This is a genomic window from Streptomyces sp. NPDC006309 (assembly GCF_040613095.1).
GTDB lineage: Bacteria > Actinomycetota > Actinomycetes > Streptomycetales > Streptomycetaceae > Streptomyces.
Map to the genome: position 1 here is coordinate 38,245 of NZ_JBEXRO010000002.1, position 19,536 is coordinate 57,780.

16 protein-coding genes and 2 pseudogenes are annotated in these 19,536 nt (G+C 71.5%); 8 read left to right on the forward strand and 10 right to left on the reverse strand.

Features of this window, described 5'->3' with window-relative positions; translation table 11 throughout:
* Nucleotides 1-185: 185 nt before the first annotated feature.
* From ABZ117_RS02785 to ABZ117_RS02795, 3 genes are read left to right on the forward strand one after another with little or no spacing between them, the layout of a single operon-like run.
* Complete coding sequence (locus tag ABZ117_RS02785) at nt 186-4,217, forward strand: Pls/PosA family non-ribosomal peptide synthetase (protein WP_356816715.1); 4,032 nt, start codon at nt 186-188, stop codon at nt 4,215-4,217.
* On the forward strand, nt 4,214-4,891 hold the full coding sequence (locus tag ABZ117_RS02790) for a BPL-N domain-containing protein (RefSeq protein WP_356816717.1): 678 nt from the start codon (nt 4,214-4,216) through the stop codon (nt 4,889-4,891). Before ABZ117_RS02785 ends, ABZ117_RS02790 begins: the two co-directional genes overlap by 4 nt.
* A gap of 4 nt (nt 4,892-4,895) precedes the next feature.
* Nucleotides 4,896-5,531 (forward strand): 4'-phosphopantetheinyl transferase superfamily protein, encoded by a 636-nt coding sequence (locus tag ABZ117_RS02795; protein ID WP_356816719.1) that lies wholly within the window; start codon nt 4,896-4,898, stop codon nt 5,529-5,531.
* 57 nt (nt 5,532-5,588) lie between these two features.
* Here the strand turns inward: ABZ117_RS02795 and ABZ117_RS02800 are convergent, their stop codons facing one another.
* Nucleotides 5,589-5,816: a hypothetical protein gene (locus tag ABZ117_RS02800; RefSeq protein WP_356816721.1), complete on the reverse strand. Its 228-nt coding sequence runs from the start codon at nt 5,814-5,816 to the stop codon at nt 5,589-5,591.
* A 147-nt stretch (nt 5,817-5,963) separates the two neighbouring features.
* Between ABZ117_RS02800 and ABZ117_RS02805 the strand changes: the two genes are divergently transcribed.
* Both ABZ117_RS02805 and ABZ117_RS02810 read left to right on the forward strand, forming a co-directional pair.
* Nucleotides 5,964-6,641 (forward strand): response regulator transcription factor, encoded by a 678-nt coding sequence (locus ABZ117_RS02805; protein WP_356816723.1) that lies wholly within the window; start codon nt 5,964-5,966, stop codon nt 6,639-6,641.
* A gap of 3 nt (nt 6,642-6,644) precedes the next feature.
* The gene (locus tag ABZ117_RS02810) at nt 6,645-8,024 is read left to right on the forward strand and encodes an ATP-binding protein (RefSeq protein ID WP_356816725.1); all 1,380 of its coding nucleotides are present in this window, start codon (nt 6,645-6,647) and stop codon (nt 8,022-8,024) included.
* A 520-nt stretch (nt 8,025-8,544) separates the two neighbouring features.
* Here the strand turns inward: ABZ117_RS02810 and ABZ117_RS02815 are convergent.
* Both ABZ117_RS02815 and ABZ117_RS02820 read right to left on the reverse strand, forming a co-directional pair.
* Nucleotides 8,545-9,906 (reverse strand): ATP-binding protein, encoded by a 1,362-nt coding sequence (locus ABZ117_RS02815; protein WP_356816727.1) that lies wholly within the window; start codon nt 9,904-9,906, stop codon nt 8,545-8,547.
* A 101-nt stretch (nt 9,907-10,007) separates the two neighbouring features.
* Nucleotides 10,008-10,685, reverse strand: coding sequence for a response regulator transcription factor (locus ABZ117_RS02820; protein ID WP_356816729.1), 678 nt, complete (start codon nt 10,683-10,685; stop codon nt 10,008-10,010).
* Between the two features lie 218 nt (nt 10,686-10,903).
* Between ABZ117_RS02820 and ABZ117_RS02825 the strand changes: the two genes are divergently transcribed.
* The 3 genes from ABZ117_RS02825 to ABZ117_RS02835 all read left to right on the forward strand — a co-directional run bounded on the left by ABZ117_RS02825 (nt 10,904) and on the right by ABZ117_RS02835 (nt 13,725).
* Nucleotides 10,904-12,088: an AbrB family transcriptional regulator gene (locus tag ABZ117_RS02825; RefSeq protein ID WP_356816731.1), complete on the forward strand. Its 1,185-nt coding sequence runs from the start codon at nt 10,904-10,906 to the stop codon at nt 12,086-12,088.
* Nucleotides 12,085-12,921: a hypothetical protein gene (locus ABZ117_RS02830; protein WP_356816732.1), complete on the forward strand. Its 837-nt coding sequence runs from the start codon at nt 12,085-12,087 to the stop codon at nt 12,919-12,921. Before ABZ117_RS02825 ends, ABZ117_RS02830 begins: the two co-directional genes overlap by 4 nt.
* 72 nt (nt 12,922-12,993) lie before the next feature.
* Nucleotides 12,994-13,725, forward strand: a complete 732-nt coding sequence (locus ABZ117_RS02835; RefSeq protein ID WP_356816734.1) for a response regulator transcription factor — start codon at nt 12,994-12,996, stop codon at nt 13,723-13,725.
* Between the two features lie 32 nt (nt 13,726-13,757).
* On the opposite strand, the pseudogene ABZ117_RS02840 reads toward ABZ117_RS02835, so the two are convergent.
* From ABZ117_RS02840 to ABZ117_RS02870, 7 genes and pseudogenes are all read right to left on the reverse strand, one after another.
* Nucleotides 13,758-13,841: pseudogene (locus tag ABZ117_RS02840) on the reverse strand (DNA-binding response regulator); the annotation flags it as partial.
* A 269-nt stretch (nt 13,842-14,110) separates the two neighbouring features.
* Nucleotides 14,111-14,977, reverse strand: a complete 867-nt coding sequence (locus tag ABZ117_RS02845) for a YihY/virulence factor BrkB family protein (RefSeq protein ID WP_356816736.1) — start codon at nt 14,975-14,977, stop codon at nt 14,111-14,113.
* A gap of 154 nt (nt 14,978-15,131) precedes the next feature.
* Nucleotides 15,132-15,271 (reverse strand): annotated as a pseudogene (locus tag ABZ117_RS02850) (transaldolase); the annotation flags it as partial.
* 90 nt (nt 15,272-15,361) lie between these two features.
* The gene (locus ABZ117_RS02855) at nt 15,362-15,784 is read right to left on the reverse strand and encodes an STAS domain-containing protein (protein ID WP_356816737.1); all 423 of its coding nucleotides are present in this window, start codon (nt 15,782-15,784) and stop codon (nt 15,362-15,364) included.
* Between the two features lie 82 nt (nt 15,785-15,866).
* Complete coding sequence (locus ABZ117_RS02860; RefSeq protein ID WP_356816739.1) at nt 15,867-18,239, reverse strand: SpoIIE family protein phosphatase; 2,373 nt, start codon at nt 18,237-18,239, stop codon at nt 15,867-15,869.
* Nucleotides 18,240-18,461: 222 nt separating this feature from the next.
* The gene (locus ABZ117_RS02865; RefSeq protein WP_356816741.1) at nt 18,462-18,818 is read right to left on the reverse strand and encodes an STAS domain-containing protein; all 357 of its coding nucleotides are present in this window, start codon (nt 18,816-18,818) and stop codon (nt 18,462-18,464) included.
* Nucleotides 18,815-19,459, reverse strand: coding sequence for a SpoIIE family protein phosphatase (locus ABZ117_RS02870; protein ID WP_356816743.1), 645 nt, complete (start codon nt 19,457-19,459; stop codon nt 18,815-18,817). Before ABZ117_RS02870 ends, ABZ117_RS02865 begins: the two co-directional genes overlap by 4 nt.
* Nucleotides 19,460-19,536 lie beyond the last annotated feature (77 nt).

Here is a 19,536-nt window from a genome sequence, read left to right on the forward strand (position 1 = left end):
TCGCCCGGCAGGAGCCGCGGCATCCGCGGCCCGACGCCGGCCGGGGCCGGGACAGCCGCCCCCGACGTGCTCTCAGCGTCTTCTCAGCGCATGCCTTCCAGGCTGGTGAGTGTCTGGACGGCAGCACGTCCCCGGCACGGCCTGCCACGTCGCACCGCTCCGGGACCGTAACCCAGGGGAACGCCATGACTTCCGACACCGCCGCTCCGCCCGTCGCCCAGGCTCAGGTCCGCAGGGCTCCGGCGGTCGGGGCCGCCACCGGCCTGGACCGGTTCTACGAGGACGCCTGTGACCGCGCCCCGCGCGCCGTGGCACTCGAGTGCGGAGCCCTCAGACTGACCTATGCCGAGCTGGACGCCCGTGCCAACCAGCTCGCCCACCGGCTGCGCCGTCTCGGCATCGGCCCGGACAGCCGTGTGGCCCTGCTCCTGCCGAGGTCCGTGGAGATGTACGCGGGGCTGCTCGGCGTGTGCAAGGCGGGGGCGGCGTTCGTTCCGGTCGATCCGGCGGCGCCCGCCGACCGAGTGGACTTCATTGTCGGGGACGCGGGTGTCGACGCCGTGCTCACCCTCTCCGCCCGCGCGGCCGACGCCGTACGCGCGATACCGGACGGGGACTGCGCGGTCATCGAGATGGACCGGGAGGCCCAGTCCCTGGCGGCGCTGCCCACCACACGGCCGCGGGTGACGACGGCGGACGGGACGGACCCGCTCGGCTACGTGATGTACACCTCGGGGTCCAGCGGCAGACCGAAGGGGGTCGAGATCGCCCGGTCCAGCGTCGCCAACTTCGTGCGCGTCGTCTCCCCGGTCTACGGCATCCGGCCCTCGGACCGCGTGTACCAGGGCATGACCATCTCCTTCGACTTCTCGATCGAGGAGATCTGGCCCACCTGGGCGGCCGGCGCCACGCTCGTCGCAGGACCCGCGGGTCCGGGTCGGCTCGGCGACGAACTCGCCGACTTCCTGGACCGGCACGGGGTGACCGCCCTGTATTGCGTGCCCACCCTGCTGGCGACAATTGCACGGGACCTCCCCCGCCTGCGCCGCGTCTTCGTCGGCGGCGAGGCGTGCCCCGCCGCGCTGGTCGAACGGTGGTGCGGATCCGGGCGGCGAATCCTGAACACCTACGGGCCGACGGAGGCGACCGTCACGGCCACCGTCCAGGAACTGCGCCCGGGCCGCCCGGTGACCATCGGCCGACCGCTGCCGACGTACACGGCCGTCCTCCTCGACGAGCGGCGCGAGCCGGTACCGCCCGGGACGGTCGGGGAGATCTGCCTGGGCGGGCCGGGCCTTGCCCGGGGGTACGTCGGCCGCCCGGACCTGACCGCCGACCGCTTCGTCCGGCATCCCCTCGCGCCCGGTGACGGCCGCCTGTACCGCACCGGTGACCTCGGCAGGATGACCCCGGAGGGAGAGATCGAGTACCTCGGCCGCGCCGACGCGGAGGTGAAGATCCGGGGATACAGGGTGTCACTGGAAGAGATCGAGAGCGTGCTGATGGAGGAACCCGGGGTCGTGCAGGCGGCGGTGGCGCTCCTCCCGCGTGGCGACGTCGGCGAACAGGTCCTGGCCGGATACGTGGTGCGGGCCGCGGACAGCGGGAGCGACGACGCCCTCACCGCCCGGCTTCACGACCGTGTACAGCGGTCCCTGCCCTCCTACATGGTCCCGGCGACGCTGGACTTCCTCGACCGGCTGCCGGTCGCACCGAGCGGCAAGACCGACCGGGCGCGGCTGCCGCGGCCATCTGGGCGTCGCCTGGCGGCATCCGGTCCCGTGGCGCCGGTCCGCGACGCGAGGGAGGCCCACGTGCGGGACGCGTGGGCCCGCGCACTCGGTGTCCCTCCGCATGAGGTGTCGGCCGAGGCGGACTTCTTCACAGAGCTCGGCGGGCACTCCCTGCTTGCGGCCCATGCCGTGTCCCTGCTGCGGGAGCAGGACGGCGGCACCGGCCCCACCCTGCGCGACCTGTACGAGAACCCCACCGTCCGGACCTTCACGACCCGCGTGTACGCGCGGGCGGGCGGCCGGCGCGAGGCCGGACGCCCCCGTCCCGAGCCGCCCCTGCGGCATGGCCGCGCACGGATCGCACGGGCAGGACTGGTGCAGGCGGGCGCACTCCACTCCCTCCTGCTGCTGCTCACGGGCCCGGTGGCGCTCGTGTACGGGGCACACCACGGCCGGCTGACCGCCTCGGGCGCCTCCGGCACGACTCTGGCCGTGCTGGACGGCTACCTGGCCGTACGCTGGCTCGTCCCCGTCCTGCTCGCCCGGCCACTGGCCGCCGGGCTCAGGGCCGGCCGGTACCCGCTGTGGGGGGCCACCTATCTGCGCCTGTGGACGCTCGATGTGCTGGTGCTCGGCCTGAGCCCGCTCCGGGTGCTCAGCGGCTCTCCGCTGATGGGACCCTACCTGCGCCTCCTCGGAGCGAGGATCGGCCCGGGCGCCACCATCGCCACGAGCGTGATCGGGGTGCCCGCGCTGCTGCGCGTCGGCGCTGACGCCGCGATCGGCTACGGAGTCACTCTGCGCCCCTGGCAGGTCGCCAACGGCCGGGTCACCATAGCCCCGATCAGCATCGGCGCACGAGCGTACGTTGGTGCGGGCGCGGTCTGCGCACCGGGCACCGAGCTGGGCCCCGGCGCGGCGCTCGGCGAGCAGTCCCTCGCCGGCCCAGGTGAGGCGATTCCCGCCGGAGCGCGCCGGGCCGGCTCGCCCGCCCGGCCGGTCACGGCTCTCTCGCCGCTCGTCGAGTCGATGCTGACCGTCCCGCGCCGCCCGGACCGCTGGCGGCCCCGGCATCTGGCCGCCGCCTTCCTCGGCCTGCTCCTGCTGGAAGCGGTGCCCATCGCGGCGGCGGCGCCGGGCACAGCCCTGTGCTGGTGGGCGTGGCAGCACGGTGATCCGGCCGTGGCACTGCTGTTCGGCCCCGTCTTCCTGGCCGCCGTGTGTCTGATCGTCGCCGTGGGCAGGCGTGCGGTGCTGCCCCGGACTCCGGTCGGCGTGCACCGGGCACGGTCGGCGCTCGGGGTGCGCAAGTGGGTCGCCGACAAGCTGCTCGAGCACAGCCTGACCCTGACCAACTCGTTGTACGCCACCCTCTACACCGCCCCCTGGCTGCGGCTGCTGGGGGCGCGGGTCGGCCGGGGCGCCGAGGTGTCCACGGTGGCGCACATCGACCCGGACCTGCTGACCCTCGGCGACGGCAGCTTCGTCGCCGACATGGCCGGTGCCGGCGTCGCCGTCTTCGCCGCCGACCTCATGGCCCTCGCGCCCACCGAGGTGGGCGGGCGCGCCTTCGTCGGCAACGCGGCTCTGGTGCCCGCCGGTACCCGGCTGGGCTCGGGCTGCCTCGTCGGCGTCGCCAGCGTGCCGCCCGCCGGTGATGTGCCCCCGGGCAGCACCTGGCTGGGTTCACCCGCACTGCGGCTGCCGGTGCGCCAGGCCAGCGGGCGCTATCCCGAAAGACTGACGTTCCGGCCCACCCGGGGGGCCGTACTGAGCCGTCTGGCCATCGAGTTCTTCCGGGCGATCCTGCCCGCGACGCTGCTCGCCGCCGCCGGCTTCGGATACCTGGCGGCCCTCACCCGCCTTGCCCTCACCTCGGGACCCGCGATCACGTTGCTGGTGTCACCGTTGCTGGCTCTGGGCGCCACGACGGCCGTCGTCGGCTTCTGCGCGCTGGCCAAGTGGGTGGTCGCCGGACGGTACCGGCCGCGCGTCGAACCGCTCTGGAGCCTGTTCGTCCGCCGGACCGAGTTCGTCACCGGCCTGTTCGAGGCCGCCGCGGTCCCCGCCGGCGTCGGCGCCCTGGTGGGGACCCCGTTGCTGCCGCCGGTCCTGCGTCTCTTCGGCGCCCGCATCGGCCGGGGCACCTGGATCGGCACCACGTATCTGACGGAGTTCGACCTGGTGGCGGTGGGCGATGACGCTTCGATCGGCATGCACGTCTCCCTGCAGACGCACCTCTTCGAGGATCGGGTGATGAAGATGTCCACGGTGACCGTGGGGCCCGGCGCGAGTGTCGGAACGCGCTCGGTGGTGCTGTACGACGCCGTCGTAGGCGCCGGAGTCCGGCTCGGTGCGCTGTCCCTGGTCATGAAGGGTGAGCGTCTGACTCCCGGTACCGACTGGCAGGGCCTGCCCGCCGAAGGATGTGCCGCCCCGCCGCAGCCCGACGCGGTGGGACGGACCGGAAGGAAGCAGCCATGACCCGTACGCCCGATGGGCGCCTCCCGCTCGCCCTCGTCTACCGCGGGCCGGCCGCCTCCCCCGGCTGCCCCGAGGCGGTCGCGGCGCTCCTCTCCTCCGGTCCATGGGACCTGGACGTCCGCTACACCGGGCCCCATGAGTCACTACCGCTGTCGGCCGAGTCACTGTCCCGGGCCGTGCTGTACGCCCAGCCCGGCGGCGGCACACTCGACGCCGCCTACCGCGTCCTGCGCCCGCAGCGCCGGGCGGTCCGCGACTTCGTCCACGGCGGCGGGCACTACCTGGGGTTCTGCCTGGGCGCCTATCTCGCCGGAGCCACACCGGGCTTCGGGCTCCTGCCCGGCGACACCGACCAGTACATCGCCACGCCGGGGGCAGCGGTCCACGACGAGGAGTCCACCGTGGTGCGGGTGACCTGGCGGGCGTGCCCGCGCGCCGTGTACTTCCAGGACGGTCCCGTCTTCCTCCTCGACGACGACACCGCCGTACGGGTCCTGGCTCGCTACGACAACGGCACCCCCGCCGCTGTCGTAGCCCCCTTCGGCGCGGGCCGAGTGGCCGTCGCAGGACCGCACCCGGAGGCCACGGACGACTGGTACACGGACCACGGCCTGCCCGTGCAGCACACCCTGGACCTGGCTCGCGACCTCGTGGAATCGATGTGGCGGGAGTGAGCCCATGGCCTATCACGAACCCCGTCTGTGGCTCGTCCGCACAGTGCCCGGGGGCCGGCAGCCGGACCCGTCCGTACTGGACGGCCTGGAACGGCGGCGGGCCCGTGCCTTCGCCCGGCCCGGGGACCGGATCCGGTACGTCAGCGCGCACACCGCCCTCCGGCTGCTGCTCTCCGCCCGGACCGGTGTCACACCCCGGCGGGTGGTGCTCACCCGGGAGCCGTGCCCGGTGTGCGGCGGCCCGCACGGCCGGCCCGCGCTCGCGGACGGCACGCTCCACTTCTCCCTGGCCTACAGCGACGACCTCTGCCTGATCGCGATCGCCGGCTCGCCCGTCGGCGTCGACATCGAGCGGATCCCGCCTCCTGACGTCGTCACCGGCCTCACCTCCGCGCTGCATCCCGAGGAGCAGGCGGCACTCGGCCGCCTGCCCGAGGACGAACGCCCCCTGGCCTTCACCAGGGTCTGGGTGCGCAAGGAAGCCTGGCTCAAGGCGATCGGCACCGGTCTGTCCCGAGGGCTGTCCACCGATCACGTCGGTACGGGTGCCGCACCGGGTCCGGCACCCTCGGGCTGGACCATCACCGACGTCACCGTCGGCCCTGCCCGAGCGGCGGCGCTCGCCGTGCCACACGGCTGACGGCACCGGGGACCGGTGCCGTCAACCGCGTAGATGCTGCGATTCCTCGTAGCACCGTCACCCGAAGGGCCGTTCGGCGACGAACGAGGTACGCACCGTACGCTCGCGCTCCTCGTCGTCCGTCTCCCGGCGTCCGTCGTTCCGTCGGTCCTCTCGCGGCCGCTCATCACGCCGCCGGTCGTCGCGCCGTTCTCCGGTCTCACGCCGGTCCCGGCGCTCCTCCTGCCGCATGCGCCGCGAGGCGTCCTCGCCCCGGTCCCGGCGCTCCTGCCTGAGGTCACTCATCGTCGTGCTCCTCACTCCCCCTTGCCTGTCTGATGACTCCAGCCTGCGATCCGGGTACTGAGAGCAGGCTGAGAGGCGTCCCGTTTCTCAGCGCCCTCTCAGCCGACGACCGTCACCGGCGACGGTTATGGTGGACCGGAGGCAGCCATGCGAACGCTGATCGTCGAGGACGAACTCGGACTCGCCGCTGCGATCGCCGACGGACTCGCCGCGGAGGGCTTCGTCGCCGACGTCGCGCACGAGGGCACCGACGGCTTGTGGCGCGCCCTGCACGAGTCCTACGACGTCATCGTGCTCGACATCATGCTTCCCGGCCTGTCCGGCTACGAGGTGCTGAAGCGGCTGCGGCGCGCCCGGGTCTGGACGCCGGTGCTGATGCTGACCGCGAAGGACGGCGAGTACGACGAGGCGGACGCCCTGGACCTCGGCGCCGACGACTACCTGAGCAAGCCCTTCTCGTACGTCGTCCTGGTCGCCCACCTCAGGGCGCTGCTGCGCCGCGGGGCGCCCGCCCGGCCCGCGGTGCTTTGGGCCGGCGATCTCAGTGTGGACCCAGCCCGCCGCCGCTGCCGCCGCGGAGAGCAGGACATCGAACTCACCGCCCGCGAGTTCGCCCTCCTGGAGTACCTGGTCAGACACGCCGACGACGTACTCAGCAAGACGGACATCCTCACCCATGTCTGGGACGAGCACTTCGACGGCGACCTCAACATCGTCGAGGTGTACATCGGCTATCTGCGGCGCAAGATCGACGCTCCGTTCGGCCGGCACACCATCGAGACCGTCCGCGGTGCCGGATACCGGCTGCGCAGCGGTGCGGGGTGAGCGATGGCCGCCGGCGTTCGGTTCTGGTGGGCCCACAGGTCGCTGCGGCTGCGACTGACCGCCGCCGCGGCCCTGGTCATCGCCGTCGGCCTGGCCGCAGCGGCCGTTCTCCTCGTCGTCTGGCTGCACGCCAGCCTGGTCAACGGCCTGGACAGCGCCGCTCTCCAGCGCGCCGAGGTCGTCGCGGCGGACGCCGACAGTGCTCCGATCAACGCGGACATACCGGCGGCGGACCATGGCGAAGACGCTGTACAGGTCGTCGACCGCGGTGGCAACGTGATCGCCAGCTCGGGAAACCTCCGCCATCGGCCACGGGCGTTCTTCTTTCCGGTGAGCCGGTCCGGCACCCCTCGGGCGCACGCCGTTCAGGACATCCCCGTGGGTGAGAGCGGTTCCTGGCGGGCCGTCGGCGTACCCGCCGGTTCGGCGCGCAACCCGGTCACCGTGTACGTGGCCGTCCCCACCGAGAGCGTCGATCAGGGGCTGGCCCGGCTCGCCGTCGGCCTGGCCGCCGGAACCCCGGCGGTCGTCGCGCTGCTCACGGCAGTGGTGTGGGCGCTCACCGGGCGCGCGCTGCGTCCCGTGGAGGCCATGCGCGCCCAGACCGCCGAGATCACCGCATCCGACCTCGGCCGAAGGCTCGATGTGCCGCCCACCGCGGACGCCCTCGCCAGGCTCGCCCGGACACTGAACGACCTGCTCGAACGCCTGGACACGGCGACCCGGCGGCAGCGCCGGTTCATCGCGGACGCCGCCCACGAACTGCGCAGCCCCCTCAGTGCGCTGCGAACCCGTCTGGACGTGGCCGCCCGGCACGCCCCCTCCCCGGAGACGCAGACCCTCGCCGGGTCCCTGCTGCGGGACTGCGAACGGCTCACCCGGCTCGTCGACGATCTCCTCCGGCTGGCGCGGCTCGACGACCGGCGCGGGATCCGCATGCGCTCCGTCGACCTGGACGAGATCGTCTTCGCCGAGGTGCGTGAGGCCCGCCGCCGCACCGGGCTCCCGATCGACCAGCACGCCGTCGGCGCGGCACGCGTGCGCGGCGATGCGGACGCTCTCGCCCGTGTCGCACGCAACCTCCTCGACAACGCCGTTCGCTACGCCCGTAGCCGCATCACGGTCAGCCTGCACAGCGGGGACGGCACCGCCTGCCTGGTCGTCGCCGACGACGGCCCCGGCATCCCGGACGCCGACCGGGAACGGGTCTTCGAGCGCTTCACCCGCCTGGACGACGCGCGCTCCCGGGACACCGGCGGCAGCGGCCTCGGCCTGGCCATCGTCCACGACGTCGTCATGGCCCACCACGGCCGCACCCTGATCGAGGACAACCACCCCGGCGCCCGGGTGGTCGTCCTGCTCCCGGCGGAAGAATGCTGCTGACCCGCGCACGCGGTCCGAGAGCGGACCGCCGGACGAGAGCCGCGGTGAGGGCCGCGGTAAGACCCGAGAGCCGAAGCAGTTCCGTCACCCCGATGTAGGAGGGCCAACGCTCGACCACAAGTCCTTCGACGTGCGCAGCACCCCCGGCCCGCAACTCATCGTCGCGGCCTCACGTGGAGATCGGGCGGTGCGGCCAGGAACGCAGTTCGAGGACAACGCGCGCGTCCCTTCAAAAGCGGAACCGGCGGCGGGTGTACAGGCCTGCATCTGGGCTGGATCTTCGTCCTGAGCGGCGTCTCCGGTCGGTTCGCCCACCGCTGGACCGTGGCCGGCGAGACCGGAAACAGCGTGGGGTTCTGCCGCCTGGCCGCGGGCCACTTCCCTCCGGAGGAAGCCGCGGCGGGGGCAGGTCGGCGACCGGGAGGCGATCAGGGACGTGCTGTTCGCCGCGGCCGAGCCGCGCCGACTGTCCGGCTTGCCCGGCGCTGACTGACGACGTGGTCCGGCCACGTTTGGTTGCTCAGCTCTCCCTCTCCTCGGGAAGGCGGACGAGGAGTCGAGCGCCACCCAGTCCGCCCTGCCCCGGCGCGTCGTCCGCCTCGGCACGCACCGTGCCGCCATGGGCCATGACGATGCCGCTGACTATGGCGAGGCCGAGGCCGGAGCCGCCCACCTCACGGGAACGAGCCTCGTCCAGCCTGGTGAACCTCTCGAAGACCCGTTCCCGGTCGGCGGGCGGTATGCCCGCGCCGTCGTCGCTGATGACCAGTTCCACCGTGCCCTGGCGCCGGTTGAGAGCTATGCGGATATGTCGTTTGGCGTGCCGACGGGCGTTGTCAAGAAGGTTCCGCACGACCCGGCGCAGCGCGTGCGCGTCCCCGCGCACCCGGCCCGCCGAGACGGACCGGGTGTCGATCACGCGCTCTGTCAGTGCGCGCTGCCGTCTGGCTTCGGCGAACACCACCTCGTCCAGGTCTACGACCGTATACAACCGCTGCGGCGCGGGGCCCTCCGCGCGGGCCAGGTCCAGCAACCCCTCGACGAGGTCGTGCAGCCGCTCGGTGTCCTCCAGCAGGGCGGAGGCCACCTGGGCATCCGGCTGAGGATCGGGGTAGTTGGCCAGCGCCTCCAGTTGAGCGTGGATGGCGGCCAACGGGCTGCGCAGTTCGTGTGCCGCGTCACCGACGAAACGACGCTGGGCGGCCGACGCGACGTCAAGCCGGGTGAGCATCTCGTTCAGCGTGACCGCGAGGGCGTGCACCTCGTCGTGGGAGTCGGGCACGTCCAGGCGACGGTGCAGGTCGGTGGCGGTGATCTCGGTGGCCTGACGACGCAGCGTCTCCACGGGCCGCAGGGTGCGTCCGGCCGTGAGCCAGAGCATCCACCCCGCCAGCGCCGTCAGCACCGGGATCCCGGCAAGGAGGATGGTTTGCAGGAGGGACAGGGTCCGCTCGGCCTGTCTGAGGGACATCGCGACGACGATCGTGGCGGGTCGCCCCCGCACGCGGGTCTGCTCAGCGGCCACGCGGAAGTCTCCCGTGTCCCCGATGCGGAGATCCGTCAGAGTCATCAGCCGGCCGGCCCCGAGTTCGGCGGGCAGCGGAAAGGGCAACCCCCGGTCACCCCCGGTATGGGCGCCCGCGTAGGAGCTGGCGATGACCTCACCGTCCGGTGCCAGCACGAGCGTCACATCGATGTCACCGTGGTTCGACGTGATCAGGGAGCCCAGCCTGCCCTCCTTGATGATCGAGGAGACGTCCTTGAGGCGCTCCCGGGCGGTCCCGTCGAGGCTCTGCACCATCGCGGTGTGCAGACCGGCCAACAGTCCGACGCCGGCCACGATCAGCGCACCGGCGAACATCGCCGTGGCCAGGAGCGTCACCCGTGACCGCAGCGTCAGTTTCCGCGTGCGCGGGGGCCGTGGGCTGCGCCGCCACGGAACCCGTTGCCCCGCCCGGCCGCGCAGCCGTGTGCGCCGGACCATCACCCTCCCCTTCCGTTGAGCCGGTATCCGATGCCGCGCACCGTCTCGATCGCCGAGCGGCCGAAGGGAGTGTCGATCTTCCGCCGCAGATAGCCGACGTAGACCTCGACGATGTTCGGATCGCCCTCGAACCAGGCGTCCCACACCTGCGCGAGCAGTTCGTTCTTGCTGACCACCGTGTCCGGATGGCGCAGCAAGAACTCCAGCAGGCCGAACTCCCTCGGGGTCAGCTCCAGAAGCGTCTCGCCACGGCCGCACCGATGGGCGCCCGGGTCCAGCCACAGGTCCCCTGCGCTGAGCACGGGCCGCCGCTGGGGCGTTCCGCGTCGCATCAGTGCCCGGATATGGGCCAGCAGCACGACGAAGGAAAACGGCTTGGTCAGATAATCGTCGGCGCCCAGATCAAGCGCGTCCGCCTCGTCGTATTCACCGTCCTTGGCCGTCAGTACCAGCACCGGCGTCGTAACCCTGGCGGCCCGCAGTGAACGACATATGTCATACCCATTTCGCCCCGGCAACATGAGGTCCAAAACAATGACCGCATAGTCATTGTTGCCGGCCAGCCTGAATCCGGTCTCGCCGTCGCGGGCGATGTCGACGCCGAACCCCTCGGCCCGCAGGACTCGTTCCACCGCCGCGGCGATGTGCGGTTCGTCCTCGACCACCAGTATCCGCACTCGGGGTCTCCTTGTATTTCACTCGGTCCGCCCAGCCTGTGCCATTCACCCGATGCCGGGTTCAGAGAGTCACCGACCGCGCGAATTCCCGCCGGGCTCTCAGCCTTCTCTCAGCTGCCCTCAGGGTTCACACAGCGCCCAACCCCCACAGTGGAGAAGTGCTGTTGTCCGTGAGCAACGCCGCTCACGGCGCCTGTCTCCCCACGAAAGGCGTCTTAATGGCTCCGGCTTCCGTAGCCCGGCGAGAATTCACTCGTCCGTCAACTTCTGTTACGACATCCGTTGCCTTCCATACCGAACCGCCCCGTCGAAATCCCGCCTGGAAATGGCCACTCATCACCGTCGGAAGTTACCTGACCGGTATGGGAGCCGAGGCGGCGGGCCTGCCGGCACCGTGGCTGTTGGCCGCTCTGCTGACGGGAGCGGTACTGGCTTTGTCCGGCGTGGTCAGGGAACGACTGCCCAGCCCTGTCAACCGCGCGGGCCAGTCGCTGGTCGGCGCCCTGATGGGCAGCTACCTCACCTCATCGGCCCTGATGAAGGCGGCACCCGCGGCGCTGCCGCTCACCCTGGTGACCGCCGCCACCATCACACTGAGCGTGGCGATCGCCTGGTGCCTCTCCCGCGCCCGCGGTCTTGGCCACCCCACCGCGGTACTCGGCATGGTGCCGGGCGGATCGGCCGCGATCGTCGCGAGTGCCGACGAACTCGGCGCGGATGCACGCCTGGTGGCCTTCACTCAGTACCTGCGCGTGGGACTGGTCGCGACGACGGCTCCGCTGATCGCTCAGTGGCTGACCGCCGGACCTGGGACGGCCGGCGGTCCCGTGGCTCAGGAGACGGCTCACCGGGGGCTGTTGCACCTGGTCGCCGCGTCCGACCAGCAGGCCGGCCTGCTCACGCTGCTGGCGGTGGTATGGGTCGGTACGTTCCTCGGGCGCCGTCTGAAGCTGCCCACCCCCGCGCTGATCGGCCCCATGCTGGCGGGCCTCGCCGTGACGATGAGCGGCCTCCTGCCCGGCTTCGCGCCGACGGGCCTGCTGCAGAACCTCGTTTTCGTGCTGGTGGGCTTGGACGTGGGCGTGCGCTTCACCAAGGAGACGCTGCTGCTCGTACGGCGCGTCCTTCCCTCGCTGCTCCTCGCCCTGACCGCGATGTGCCTCGGTTGCGCCGGACTGGCCTGGCTGTTCGCGCGGGCGGCCGGCACGCCGGTCATGGACGCCTATCTCGCCACCACCCCGGGGGGAATCAACGCCGTAATTGCCACGGCGGTCTCCTCGCACGCCGACGTCGCGCTGATCTCGGCCGTGCAGAGCCTGCGTCTGCTGATCGTCGTGTTCGCCACGCCCTGGATCATCCGGCTCGTCGCGACCTCGCGACCAGCCTGGGGCAAGGGCGCATGACAGCCCCACGGGAGACGTCGCGCCCCGTGCGCCGGGAACTGCGCCTCGCCCGGCTGGCCTGGCACACCGCGGTGGCCCCGGACCGGCTGCCCTGGGCGCTGGGCCGACTGCTCGACGGCGCCACGATCTGCTGGCACGCAGACCCGCCCGCCTCCTTCGGGCCCCAGATGCGGGGGTACCGGCTGGTTCTCGCCGATCCGGAGGGCGGGACACTGACCGCCGAACGGGAGGCCGCGGACTTCAGCGCCCGCGAACGGCTGGCCGCACAGGCGCTCGTCCGCGTCGTCCGGATGCGACGCGCTCTGGCTCGTCCGAGGCCTGCGCGGCCGTTGGCGTTGCCGCGTGGCGAGCGCCTGCTCCTGCATCCGGCCATGGTCGCCGAACAGGACGCCGTCGCCACACTGCTGCCCCGGGAACACCAGGCCGACCGCGGGCGCCTGAACCTGCTGCTCAGTCCCCGGCTGGGCCGCGGTGTGCTGGCCACCACGGCCGACGGACACGCTGTCGGCTGGGCGGCCCTGATCTGGGATGGTCCGGGGGCGGAGATCATGCTCCTCGTCACCGGCACATGGGCGAAGCGCCGGCTGGGCGATGCGCTGCTACGGGAACTGACGGGCATCGCCCTCTCGGCGGGCCTCCGGGACATGTGGGTGCACACCACCTGTGACGATGCCTCCGTCGGTGATGCCGTGTTCCGGGTCTTCCGGCACGTCGACGTCGACAGCGATGCGACGGGCACCACTTTGACCGTCCTCCCGGACGACGCGCTCGACGAACAGACCGTCATGATTCCCGGCACCGGCATCTCCCCCAGGCGGTGGACCGCGTCCTGACTGATCCCGTCTCGAGGAACTGCATGACCTGTGAACCAGCGCGCGGGGACCTGTTTGTCTACTCTGGCGGCCATGGACACGCCCGCCGCACCGGCCAACAGCCGCTTCCGTGTCCTCGTGGTCGAGGACGACGACGTCATCGGCCGCCACCTGGAAACCGGCCTGCGCGGCAACGGCTACACCGCCGCCTGGAGCCGCACCGGCGCCGCCGCCCTCGCCGAGGCCACCCGCATCCCTTACGACGCCCTGCTGCTGGACCTCGGCCTGCCCGACATGGACGGCCTCGACGTCGCCCGAACCCTGCGCGGCCGTTTCCGGGACCTGCTGATCGTCATCCTCACCGCCCGCACCGACGACATCGACGTCATCGCCGGCCTGGACGCCGGGGCCGACGATTACCTGGTCAAACCCTTCAGCCTCACCGTCCTGCTGGCTCGCCTGCGCGCCCACCTGCGTCGCCGTGCCGTCACCGCACCCGCCGAGCGGCAGCCGATCCGCCTGGGCGATCTCGTCATCGACCCCGTGGCACGCCGCTGCGCCTTGCGCGACGGGGAAGTTGCCCTCCGTCCCAAGGAGTTCGATCTGCTCGCCCTCCTCGCGCGGCACGCGGACGAGGCCGTCTCCCGCGAGACCCTGATGGCCGAGGTCTGGGACGAGAACTGGTTCGGCTCCACCAAGACCCTCGACGTCACCATGGCCGGCCTGCGCCGCCGCCTCACCGAGGCCGCCGGGACGACTCCCGGCCCCAGTCACCTGCCCCGCATCACCACACTGAGAGGACACGGCTACCGCCTGGAGACCTGACACGCGACTTCGCCGTCGACCCGGACAGCGTGCAGCAGGCGGCGGGTGAGTGCGGGGGCGATCACGGCATCTCCGAGGGCCACGGCCCGGATGCCCGCGAGGACTTCTTCGGAGCGGGCGACCCGTCTGCGCGAAGGCATGCTCGGCACCGCCTGATGGCTCGCAGGGCGGCGTGGATGTGGGGCGTGGTGCCTGCCGTGCTGCGCGGTGAGCCGGGCTTGCGCAGCGCGATACAGCTTCGGGACGGCCGCATCAGGTCCTGACGGCGCTTCCCCGGACCAACCGGCTGCTGATCGACGCGGCACCCTGGGCAAGCCCGGCGCCTGCGTGCCGTACGGGGTCCGGAGGTTACGGGGCGGTCCGCCGCAGGTAGCGGGAAACCGTCTCATTTCCTTTGCGCGAGCTCCCTTTGCGCAGGTTTCAGCAGCTCTGCGTTGAGCTGAGCGCCGACCAGAAGAGCCAGGTTGGACAGCCATAGCCAGACCAGGAACACCACGACGCCTGCCAGTGAACCGTACAGGCGGTGATAGGTACTGACATGGGCGGTGTAGAGGGCGAAGCCGAGTGAGGCGGCCAGCAGGAGCACTACTGCCAGTGCGCCGCCGGGCGCCGTCTTCCCGACAGGGCGGGAAGACGCCGGGCCCGAACGGTACAGGACGAGCACCAGGGTGACGGCGACCGTGGCCACGACCGGCCAGCGCAGTGTGTTCCAGGCGTCCTGCGGCCCGGTTCCCAGGTGCAGCGCCAGACCCAGACGCCGGGCCAGGCTACCGGTGATGAACAGCGCAAGGGTCGATGTGAGAAGCAGGGAGATCAGGACGAGGGCCGTGGCGACGATGCGCGGTGCGGTGCGCCAGACCGGCCGGTCCGCGCTGACTTGGTGCATCGCGTGCAACGCCCGGCGGAAGACGCTCAGATAGCTGCATCCCGACCACAGGGCTCCCGCTCCTCCGAAGAAGATCAGCGTCCATGCCGCTGACGACTGTCCGGCCATCTGCCGCAGGGTGCTGCGCAGCAGAGCGCGGGACGCGACGGGGGCGGCCTGCGACATGCGGTCGATGACCTCGGGCCTGGCCGTGGGCATGGTCAGACCCAGGATAGAGAGGATCACCAGCAGCAGGGGAAACAGGGCCAGGACCGCGTAATAGGTCAGGGCAGCGGCCCAGTCCGTGACGTCATCGTTCCAGACGGCCACCGGCGTCCGGCGCAGCGCCGCCCACCACCGAGCCGTGCGGCCGTCTCCGTCATCCATGACGCGGATGCTCCCACCTTCGGTCAATGGACGTATGCCCGGCGCGCGTTTCGAGCCGTCGGTTCGGCCGGCAGACATCACGGCAGGCCACCATGTGACAGCAGGCACGGGTGACTCCCGTGAGGCCAACCCCTCCGCCGTGAGGCGCATCTCCGCCCTTGAGTGCGTGGGCCTCGGGCGAACCGATGGCATCAAGGCGTCGGCCGACCTCCGTGTCTACCCGCGAGACGAAGAACGAACGACCGGATGGATGGCGGCCAGGTCGTGTCCGGCATCCCGGGCCTGTTCCAGGCCGAGTGATGCCGAGCCGTGGCCATGACATACCGGGACGTGGCTTGCTGACCGATCGGGGGGATGTGCTCGTCCGGGCGGCGGGCGAGGGGGTCAGTCTTCACAGAGCGCGTCGCCGACCGTCTCGTGCAGCGGCAGGACGGACGTGAGACGGGTGAGTTCCAAGATCCGTCTGACCTCCGGCTGGATACCGGTCAACGCGAACCGGCGCCCGGCGTCCGCACGGCGACGATTGATGTCGACGAAGGCTCCCAGCGCGCTGGAGTCGCAGAAGTTCACGCGGGTGAGGTCCAGGATCAGCAGGGGGACATTCTGCATCCCCGTGGTGGTGAGATGCCCCAGCAACTGGGGCGCGGTGTGGTAGTCGATGGGGCCGTCCACGGCGACGACCGCGTGCCGCGGGCCGCGGTGTGACGCGAGGGTCAGCGTCGGGCCGGTGGGCACCAGGCTGTTGGAGTCGACCGGTGGTGAGCTGTCGGTGGGCTGGTGCGCCTCGGGGCCGGGGGAGGGGGTCATCGGGAGGGGCTCTCCTGTATCCGGGACGAACGGGTCGGCTGGTTGTCCTGGTGCCGGTCGAGGAGCCGACCGGGGTACGCCGTCACGAGGTCTTGACCTCCGCCCACACTACTTTCCCTCCGTCGATCCAGCGGGTGCCCCATCGTGATGCGATGGCGTCGACCAGGAATATGCCCCGGTGCCCGAACTCCCCGGGGTGCGAAACGATCAGACGGGGCTCCTCGAGGCTGCTGTCCGTGACCTCCAGGACGACGCGTTCACCGGCCCGCCGCAGCTCGACGCGCAGCGGTGTCCTGGCGTGCCGGACGGCGTTGGCGACCATCTCGTCCGCGATCAGCATCATGTCGTTCGCCAGATGACGCAGGCCCCACTCGCGCATGACCACGGACACCAGCTGGCGGGCGTCGGGGACCGCGCTGGAGACCGGGGCGTAGTCACGCACCACCGCCACCACCTGGTGCGACGCGTCCTCGGGTCGGTGCAGGTACAACATGGCGATGTCGTCGTCGTGCTGCCCGCCGGCCAGGGCGTCCAGCCAGGAGTCGCAGTCCGCCTCGATCTCGCCCACGGGCCCGGCCAGCAGCTCCCGCAGCTGCCGCAGCCCGTCGTCGATGGGGCGCCCGCGGCGTTCGACCAGGCCATCCGTGTACAGCAGCAGCCGCGATCCGGGCGGCAGGGAGACATCCTGCTCCGCATAACGGCGCCTGCCCACCCCCAACGGCGGTCCCACCTTCTCGTCCAGGAACCTCACGCTGCCTCCCGGGTCGCGCTGTGCCGGCGGCAAGTGCCCGGCGACGGCCGCCCGCAGCCGGTCCCGGCGCGTGTCGAGCACCGCGTAGACGCAGGTGGCGATGGAGCCGGGAGCGATGTCGTCCACCAGAACGCTCAGCTGCTCCAGCACCTCGGCGGGGGCGAGCCCGAGCTGCGCGTACGCCCGGCAGGCCGTGCGGATCTGGCCCATGACCGCTGCCGCCCTGACGCCCTTGCCCATCACGTCACCGACGACCAGCGCCACCTCGCCGTCCGGGAGCGGTATGAGGTCAACCCAGTCACCGCCGGCGCCGCGATCCCGTGCGGCCGGCAGGTAACGCGACGTGCTCGCGACCCCGTCGACGCGTGGCAGCGCCGGCAGCAGGTGGCGTTGCAGCTCTGTGGCCGCTTCCCGCTCCTGGCGGTAGGTCTGCGCGTTCTGCAGTGCCACGGCGGTCTGCGCGGCGAGACCGGTGATCAGGCGTTCGTGTCGCTCCGTGAAGACCCCACGCTCGGGATGGCCGAAGAAGAACCCGCCGAGCACCGTCCCGCGGGACATCACCGGAACGGCCAGATAGCTCCGCACCGGCAGGTGCCCCTCCGGCATGCCGTGGTGCGGTGCGTTGTGCCCGTAACGCGCATCGGCGGTGATGTCGTCGGACCGCACCACGCCAAGGCCCCGGAAGGTCTGCTCGAACACCAGCGTGTTGCGCGGCATGGGGAACTTGTCGAAGGCCGACCGGTCGACACCGGAGATCACGTAGAGCAGGTACGACTCTCCGGTCTCGCCCAGGACGTTGTAGAAGAAGGCGCCGAACGCCGCCCCGGCCAGGCGGGTGGCGGCGTCGACCGCGTGCTGGACCAGCGCGTCAAGGTCGAGTTCCGCGGCCAGGACACTGCCCGCCTCCTGGAGCAGCTCGACGATCGCCGCCTCCTCGCGCAGCTCCCGCTCCCGCTGCTCCAGCTCCTTCTGGGACCGGCGCAGCTCCGTCGTGGCGGAGCGCAGCTCGGCCACCACCGTCTGCAGGTGAGCGGCCCTCTGTCCCACCAGGCTCTCCAGGCCCTCCAGGAGGGTGCGAGCCGCGTCCGCCTCCGCGGTGGGCGACGGCCCGGCGGCGGACAGCAGCGCCAGGCGCGTGCTGCCGGTAACCGTGCGGAAGAGCGTGGCGACCTCGGCGGACAGCGGAACGCGGGAGAACAGCACCACCGCGAACCACTCACCCGGCGACAGGGTTCCGCCGAAGGCCAGCACGGAACGGACACCCTGCCCCGGGAGGAGTTCCTCCATCCCGTCCACCTGGTTTCCGGACACGGCCACAACCTCGACGTCGCTTTCCGGCGGCACAGCGCCGTCCGCGTCCCCGGTCGCGACTCCCAGGCGTTCGAGCAGCCGGTGCACCGACGGTGCCTCGTGGGCGGCGACGGACGACGGCACGGGAATGTGCAGCGGACCGGAGCCCTCCGTGCCGGGCCAGCCCACGTACGGACCACGGAACCCGACCAGGGACAGACACCGCGCGTGCTCAGCGGGGGGTTCCGCGGCTGACGGATCCGCGGTGTCGGCGTTCCCCGGCCCGGCGAGAAACACTCCCACCGCAGGGCAGGCGCGGCCGTCACGCGCGTCGACCAGGCTGTCGTAGAAGAAGTCGGCGACCGTTTGTGCCGCCGCGTCCGGGGACGACACAGCGCTGACGGCCTTCCGCAAGTGGGCACTGCACCGGGCTGTTTCACTGAGACCGAAAGCCGACAGGTCGAACCGGACGTCCTGCACGCTCTGTCACACCTCGATAACTGAAGAGGGTAGGACCATGGCAACCAGCAGGACCATGGCCATCACAGGTTAGCCTCTGGCCGGTTTTGGTCGGTCCTGATCCGTGCTGCCATCCCAGTGCCCGGGCGCTCCGTGCAGATGCGGTGCGGGCCGCGCTCAGCGGCGCAGCGCGGCGAGGGCGTCGTCGACGGTGGGGTGGAAGGTGAACACCTGGTCGAGGCCCACGGTCCGGAAGACGCGGGTGAGGTCGTGGCTGAGTCCGGTCAGGCTGAGGGAACAGCCGGCGGCCTCGGCGCGGTGGTAGGCGGTCACGAGCACGGTGATGCCCGTGGAATCGCAGTAGACGACACCGGAGAGGTCGATCACCAGGGGGGTGCCCGGGGCGAGCGGGACGCGTTCCAGCGCCTGGGTGAGCTGTGGCGCGGTGTGATGGTCGAGTTCGCCGGTCACCTTCACCAGGACGGGGCCGGCCTCGTGGATCTGCTGTGTGACGGTCAGGGTGGGCTCGGTCACCGTTTCTCCTGATGGGGTGATGCAGGCGGTAGGGGTACGGACAGGGCGAGCAGAGCTGTGTCGTCGCCGACTCCCGGACCCAGGCCTCCAAGGAGGCCGTCCACAGTGTGCAGCAAGTGCTCGGCCGACGGCACGCCGCCGGCCGCGAGATGCCGGGCGAGCCGTTCCTGGCCGAGCATGTCGCCATCGGGTGTACGGGCCTCGACGAGGCCGTCGGTGTACAGCAGCAGGGACTCGTCCGGATCGAGGTGGATGGTGGCCCGGACGACACGCGGCTCGTGCAGCAGACGGATGAGTTGCCCGTCGACGGTGGAGACCGGCTCCACGGTTCCGTCCGAACGGATGCCGACAACCCTGGCAGGCGCACCACCTCGGTCTCCGCGGCCAGGCCATGGGACGCGACGAGCCGTACCTGGTCGGCGTCCCCGATCGCCACGCCGGCCATCGGGGTGGCGAAGATCCCGGCCGCCAGGGAGGCAATCTTGTCGTTGTCGAGAGCATGACCGGACCATTTGTCTGCGACGGGGTACTCGCGGACCGCGGCTATGCGTCCGTCCTCGTCGGACGTCAGGCCGAGGCGACATGCAGGCGCACTCGAAGTCATGGCCTGCGGCCTCCAGCGTGAGGGGCTCCTGCACCATGCCGAGTGCTGGTGCCCTGGCTGGTGGGCCTATCCTACGAGGCGATCCTTTTCGAGAGGACAGGTCGGTCACGCCAC

Excerpts from the sequence above, each read along its gene's own strand:
- ABZ117_RS02855 (WP_356816737.1), bottom strand. The coding sequence starts at position 15,784 with ATGACCCCCTCCCCCGGCCCCGAGGCGCACCAGCCCACCGACAGCTCA.
- ABZ117_RS02810 (WP_356816725.1), top strand. The coding sequence starts at position 6,645 with ATGGCCGCCGGCGTTCGGTTCTGGTGGGCCCACAGGTCGCTGCGGCTG.
- ABZ117_RS02805 (WP_356816723.1), top strand. The coding sequence starts at position 5,964 with ATGCGAACGCTGATCGTCGAGGACGAACTCGGACTCGCCGCTGCGATC.
- ABZ117_RS02795 (WP_356816719.1), top strand. The coding sequence starts at position 4,896 with ATGGCCTATCACGAACCCCGTCTGTGGCTCGTCCGCACAGTGCCCGGG.
- ABZ117_RS02825 (WP_356816731.1), top strand. The coding sequence starts at position 10,904 with ATGGCTCCGGCTTCCGTAGCCCGGCGAGAATTCACTCGTCCGTCAACT.
- ABZ117_RS02830 (WP_356816732.1), top strand. The coding sequence starts at position 12,085 with ATGACAGCCCCACGGGAGACGTCGCGCCCCGTGCGCCGGGAACTGCGC.
- ABZ117_RS02870 (WP_356816743.1), bottom strand. The coding sequence starts at position 19,459 with ATGGTGCAGGAGCCCCTCACGCTGGAGGCCGCAGGCCATGACTTCGAG.
- ABZ117_RS02845 (WP_356816736.1), bottom strand. The coding sequence starts at position 14,977 with ATGGATGACGGAGACGGCCGCACGGCTCGGTGGTGGGCGGCGCTGCGC.
- ABZ117_RS02800 (WP_356816721.1), bottom strand. The coding sequence starts at position 5,816 with ATGAGTGACCTCAGGCAGGAGCGCCGGGACCGGGGCGAGGACGCCTCG.
- ABZ117_RS02790 (WP_356816717.1), top strand. The coding sequence starts at position 4,214 with ATGACCCGTACGCCCGATGGGCGCCTCCCGCTCGCCCTCGTCTACCGC.
- ABZ117_RS02835 (WP_356816734.1), top strand. The coding sequence starts at position 12,994 with ATGGACACGCCCGCCGCACCGGCCAACAGCCGCTTCCGTGTCCTCGTG.
- ABZ117_RS02785 (WP_356816715.1), top strand. The coding sequence starts at position 186 with ATGACTTCCGACACCGCCGCTCCGCCCGTCGCCCAGGCTCAGGTCCGC.